This is a genomic window from Bacillus sp. AFS001701, assembly GCF_002559405.1.
In the GTDB taxonomy this organism is placed as follows: domain Bacteria; phylum Bacillota; class Bacilli; order Bacillales; family Bacillaceae_G; genus Gottfriedia.
On the sequence record NZ_NTZO01000279.1, the window covers coordinates 1 to 4,896 of the forward strand.

Below are 4,896 nucleotides of genomic sequence, written 5' to 3' on the forward strand. Positions count from 1 at the left end.
TGACTACCTGTACATAAAATTACTAATTGATTAGCCGGAATACGATTAATTTGAGATGCATCAATAAATGTATCCTTAGGGCATTTAATATAACCTAAGTCATGACCGATCTCGATATTCGCTTCCATACTTCTACCAAAAACAGCAATTTTACGTCCAGTTGCAATAGCAGATTCAACTACTTGCTGAAGACGATGAATGTTTGATGCGAATGTTGCAAAAATAATTCGACCGTCTACTTTACGGAAGATCTCATTAATCGTGTCTCCTACTTTTCTCTCAGACATTGTAAAATGTGATACTTCACTATTTGTACTGTCTGAAAGTAGACATAAAACGCCTTCTTTACCAATCTCAGCCATTTTTGTTAAATTAGCTGTTTCTCCAACTGGTGTAAAGTCGAATTTAAAGTCACCTGTATGAACGACTTGTCCTTGAGGAGTTTTGACAACAATTCCGTAACAATCTGGAATACTGTGAGTAGTACGGTAAAAAGTTACGCTAGTTTTTCTAAATTTAATGATGTCGTCTTCTTTTATTTCAATTAATTTAGCTTTTCTTAAAAGACCGTGCTCTTCTAGTTTATTTTTAATTAAGCCAAGAGCAAGTTTTCCACCATAAATTGGAATGTTTAATTCTCTTAATAAATATGGAATACCACCAATGTGGTCTTCATGTCCGTGAGTGATAAATAAACCTTTAATTTTTTCCTCATTTCGAACTAAATAGGAATAATCAGGTATAACATAGTCTATCCCTAGTAGCTCATCTTCAGGGAACTTGATTCCGGCATCTATTAATATAATTTCATCTTGATATTGTACTGCGTATGTATTTTTACCAATTTCCCCTAAGCCACCTAGTGCGAATACGGCAGCTTGATCATTTTTAAGAAATTTCATAAATTACGCTAGCTCCAAAATTTTAAAGCTTTCACTTTGTTTTTCGAATTCAAGATGAGCACCGGTTAAAGCTTGAACAAGCTCAATATTATAATTGAAAGGTAATAATTTCGCACGAACTTCTCTTTCACTATCTGCTTCTACATAAACTGTTTTAGTTTTTTCTCTTACAGGTACCTCTAATGGTAATTCCTGATAGTATACTTTAAAAATCATTTAAATCTCTCCTTGTCAAATCACTATCTTCTCAATATTATAAGTGATTTTCTATATATTTTCATTCTTTTTATTGAAGATTAACTAAAATACGGTCATTTAAAAAAAAAATTTGAAATTATTGAGATATATTTCTTCTTTTTCAGAAATTGTTTTAGCCGCTTTTTTAATTTTTTTCTAAGTTTACGTAACATTAGTTTTACCTCCTAGACATGAAATTAAACTTATATGTAGAGAACACGGACACAGTATATTTATGTGTAGTATTAAACGAAAAAACATTTTCATTCAATATAATCCAAAAAACAGTTAAAATAGAGGGTATCTTAAAGTTTAGGGGAGAAGAATGTGAAGAAGTTATATGGAGCTTTGTTTTTATTAAGTATTATTTGGAGTACATCTTTTTTATTTATTAAGCTCCTTTTAAACGATATAGGGCCAGAAGCAATTGTATTTTATCGCTGTTTCTTTGGTGCTATGACATTATTAATTATAATGTTAATAAAAAAGGTAAAGATTGATTATAAAAATTTACCGAAAATGAGTTTAATTATTGTCATCTCATTATTTAATCATGCTATACCGTGGCTATTTCTTTCTTTTAGTGAGACCCATCTGCAAAGTAATGAAGCGGCAGTATTAAATGCTTTTACGCCAATTGCAACACTAATTATTGGCTATTTTTTCTTTTCTCAAAAAATTCATAAGAAACAATGGATTGGACTTTTGATCGGAATCGTTGGACTTATGATTATGATGAATCTTAATCCATCAACAATTTTCTCGGATAATATAATTTATTCAATATTAATGTTATTTGTTACTTTTTGTTATGGGCTTGGCTCACATTTAACTAAAAAGTATTTACAACAAATTGATGTAATGATTGTTTCATTTTTAACCTTAGGTATTTCTGGTGTATTCGGCTTTTTTTATATGGTCATTGTAGGGAAGGGAACTCTAAAACCATTTGTTAATTTTGAAGTTTTTAGCGGTGTGATTGGACTAGGCGTAATATGTTCGGGGTTGGCATATTTATTATTTTATTATATGGTTAAAGAGGGAAGTGCAGAATTTGCAACAATGGTTACTTATATAGTACCTGTATTTGCTTCTATTTGGGGTTTTTTCTTTTTAAACGAACCTTTATCCTTGAAAATGATCTTAGGACTGTTAATCGTACTTCTAGGAGTATTTATTACAAATAGTAAACAGAAGTCAAAAATGAATAACTCAAAAGCAAATGCAGCGTCTTAGTGAGGAGAGAATAATATGACTAAACCAATCGTTTTTTTTGATATTGATGGAACGATTTTAAATCATGATAAAGTAATTCCGGAAAGTACAAAGAAAGCAATTTCGGAACTTCAAAATAAAGATATCCACGTAGCGATTGCAACTGGTCGTGCGCCATTCATGTTTAAAGAACTTCGTGAAGAGTTAAATATAAATACTTTTGTAAGTTTAAATGGGCAATATGCTGAATTTGAAGGTGAAGCTATTCACAAACATGCCCTACATCCAGAACAACTTCACCAATTTACTCAAAAAGCAAAGGAACTAGGTATTCCGCTAATCTATTTAAATAACGAGACAATGAGAGCGTCAATTGATTCACATCCTCATATAAAAGAAGCATTGACATCGATTAGAATGCAACATCCTGAAGTTCAGCATGATTTTTATCATAATCGTGAAATTTATCAAGTCTTACTGTTTTGTGAAGAGCATCAAGAGCCATCTTTAACTGATGGATTTAATGATTTTAATTTTATTCGTTGGCATGAGTATTCGTCAGATGTCTTACCAGTTGGAGGATCTAAAGCGAATGGAATACTTCAAATGGTAAACCATCTTGGATTTGATATGCAAAATGTAATCGCATTTGGTGACGGATTAAATGATTTAGAAATGATTGAAAAAGTTGGTACGGGTATCGCTATGGGGAATGCAGTGGATCCACTAAAAAAATTAGCTAATCATATTACAACAAATGTTGATGAAGATGGGATATTAAACGGTTTAAAATGGGCCGGACTTCTTTAAGTCTTGTAGATAAAGTACAAAAACCTGAATAGTAGACTAAAAAGAGCGATTGGTTTCCAATCGCTCTTTTTTATTTTCTCTCTAAAGGTGAAGCACCTTCTGGAGGAGTAAAAGGATTTGTTTTATTAATACGATCATAAAACATTACTCCATTTAAATGGTCAATTTCATGCTGGAAGCAAATTGCTGGTAAACCTTTTAAACGGATTTTTACTTCTCCTAATCTCGTGTCAAAACCAGTGACGGTTATTCTTGCATAACGTGGTACATATCCAGGAACATCACGATCAACAGATAGGCAGCCTTCACCTCCTGATAAATAAACTTCCTCAACAGAATGACTTACAATTTTAGGATTTAATAATGCATAACTAAATAAATTACCCTGTAAGTCAGTAACATGAACACCAATGGCTCTTTTAAGAACTCCAATTTGTGGTGCAGCTAATCCGATACCTGATCGTAGACCGTATTCGGCAGATATTTCCGGATTTTGACTATTTATAACATACTCTAATAATGAATTAGCTAAATTAATATCCTCTGCCGATGGAGGTAAACTTACTTCACTCGAGATTTCCCTTAATCTAGGATCGCCTTCTCGAATTATATCTTTCATTGTAATCAAATGAATTTCACTCCTGTCTAATATTTCATAAATATAAGTATGTACTATTTACTAGTATTATTAATTTAGTCTAACAAATCTTTTTTAAATTGTCAGTCACAAGGCAATAGAATGGAAAAAGGAGCGATAAATTATCGCTCCTTAAAGTTTGTGGTTATACATTAATAATAGAGGCTTACTAGTGTGAATTATAAAACGAAAGCTGCACCAACGATAATTAATAAAATGAATAGAACAACGATTAATGCGAAACCGCCGTAACCGCAACCGCATCCGCCGCCGTAACCATAACCAGGGTATCCACCTTTTCCACCGTATCCGTAACCGTACATATAATAACCTCCCTTTAAACTGTTTCCGCATATAGCGGATACTACAAAATATGAAAAACTACATAAAGTGTGTGGGTATGTGACTAGATTATTTTTTAGGACGTATAAAAAGTCTGAAAAGATGCAACATGGAAATAATAATGAAAAAAATTGGGTGAAATTATGTATAAAAAATTCAATTCTTTATTCCTTGTAATACTCATACTCTTTATCCTTTGTTCGGGTTGTACTTCTCAAGCAAAACAAAAGAATTTAGTCATAAATCAACTAGCTGAAATTGCTAAAATGGAACAGAAATTTCAAAAAGCTGGAGAACGTATTCAAAAACTGGAAATTAAAGAATTGGAGTATTATGAAAAAATTTATTTATATAAAATCAGCGAAGTAAATAAAAGACAAGAGTCAGCTAAACAAGCAATCAACTTATTGAATGAACGAAAAGAACGAGTCAATGAGGAGTCAAAATTAATTCACGATATAGACATAAAAATTAAAGAACTTCAAACAATAAACATTGAAACGAAGGATGAACAGTTTCGAAATGAAGTTAATAACTTTATAAAAACATGGAGAGAAAGAACTGAGTTATACGATAAATTGAATTCAAAATATAAAGATGCAATGGAAACGGATCTTTCAATTTATAACTTATTATCGCAGAAAAAAGTTGATTTAAAAAATGTAAAGAGTGAGACAAAGGATACAAATCACATTTATAAAGATGTCATTAAATATAATGATCAATTAAATCTTTATACTCAAAAATTAAATA

Annotated in this window: 7 protein-coding genes; 3 read left to right on the top strand and 4 right to left on the bottom strand. The window is 31.3% G+C overall.

Annotated elements, in window-relative coordinates:
* Both CN514_RS17715 and CN514_RS17720 read right to left on the bottom strand, forming a co-directional pair.
* Positions 1-902: ribonuclease J (locus CN514_RS17715; protein ID WP_141529409.1), on the bottom strand; the 902-nt coding region annotated here is incomplete at its 3' end.
* Positions 903-905: 3 nt separating this feature from the next.
* Positions 906-1,118: a DNA-dependent RNA polymerase subunit epsilon gene (locus CN514_RS17720; RefSeq protein ID WP_056468578.1), complete on the bottom strand. Its 213-nt coding sequence runs from the start codon at positions 1,116-1,118 to the stop codon at positions 906-908.
* A gap of 348 nt (positions 1,119-1,466) precedes the next feature.
* Here CN514_RS17720 and CN514_RS17725 point away from each other — a divergent pair, with 348 nt between their 5' ends.
* Positions 1,467-2,375 carry a DMT family transporter gene (locus tag CN514_RS17725; protein WP_098233739.1) on the top strand — a complete coding sequence of 303 codons (909 nt, stop codon included), beginning with the start codon at positions 1,467-1,469 and terminating at the stop codon, positions 2,373-2,375.
* A 15-nt stretch (positions 2,376-2,390) separates the two neighbouring features.
* The gene (locus CN514_RS17730; protein WP_098233740.1) at positions 2,391-3,164 is read left to right on the top strand and encodes a Cof-type HAD-IIB family hydrolase; all 774 of its coding nucleotides are present in this window, start codon (positions 2,391-2,393) and stop codon (positions 3,162-3,164) included.
* Positions 3,165-3,234: 70 nt separating this feature from the next.
* Here CN514_RS17730 and def read toward each other — a convergent pair whose 3' ends face one another.
* Positions 3,235-3,792, bottom strand: a complete 558-nt coding sequence (gene def / locus CN514_RS17735; protein WP_098233741.1) for a peptide deformylase — start codon at positions 3,790-3,792, stop codon at positions 3,235-3,237.
* Between the two features lie 188 nt (positions 3,793-3,980).
* A complete protein-coding gene (locus CN514_RS17740; protein ID WP_069035541.1) occupies positions 3,981-4,124 on the bottom strand; it encodes a YjcZ family sporulation protein in 144 nt (47 codons plus the stop codon).
* 162 nt (positions 4,125-4,286) lie between these two features.
* Between CN514_RS17740 and CN514_RS17745 the strand changes: the two genes are divergently transcribed.
* Positions 4,287-4,896 (top strand): YkyA family protein (locus tag CN514_RS17745; RefSeq protein WP_141529410.1); only part of this gene is annotated, 610 nt, incomplete at its 3' end.

Excerpts from the sequence above, each read along its gene's own strand:
- CN514_RS17720 (WP_056468578.1), bottom strand. The coding sequence starts at position 1,118 with ATGATTTTTAAAGTATACTATCAGGAATTACCATTAGAGGTACCTGTA.
- CN514_RS17730 (WP_098233740.1), top strand. The coding sequence starts at position 2,391 with ATGACTAAACCAATCGTTTTTTTTGATATTGATGGAACGATTTTAAAT.
- CN514_RS17740 (WP_069035541.1), bottom strand. The coding sequence starts at position 4,124 with ATGTACGGTTACGGATACGGTGGAAAAGGTGGATACCCTGGTTATGGT.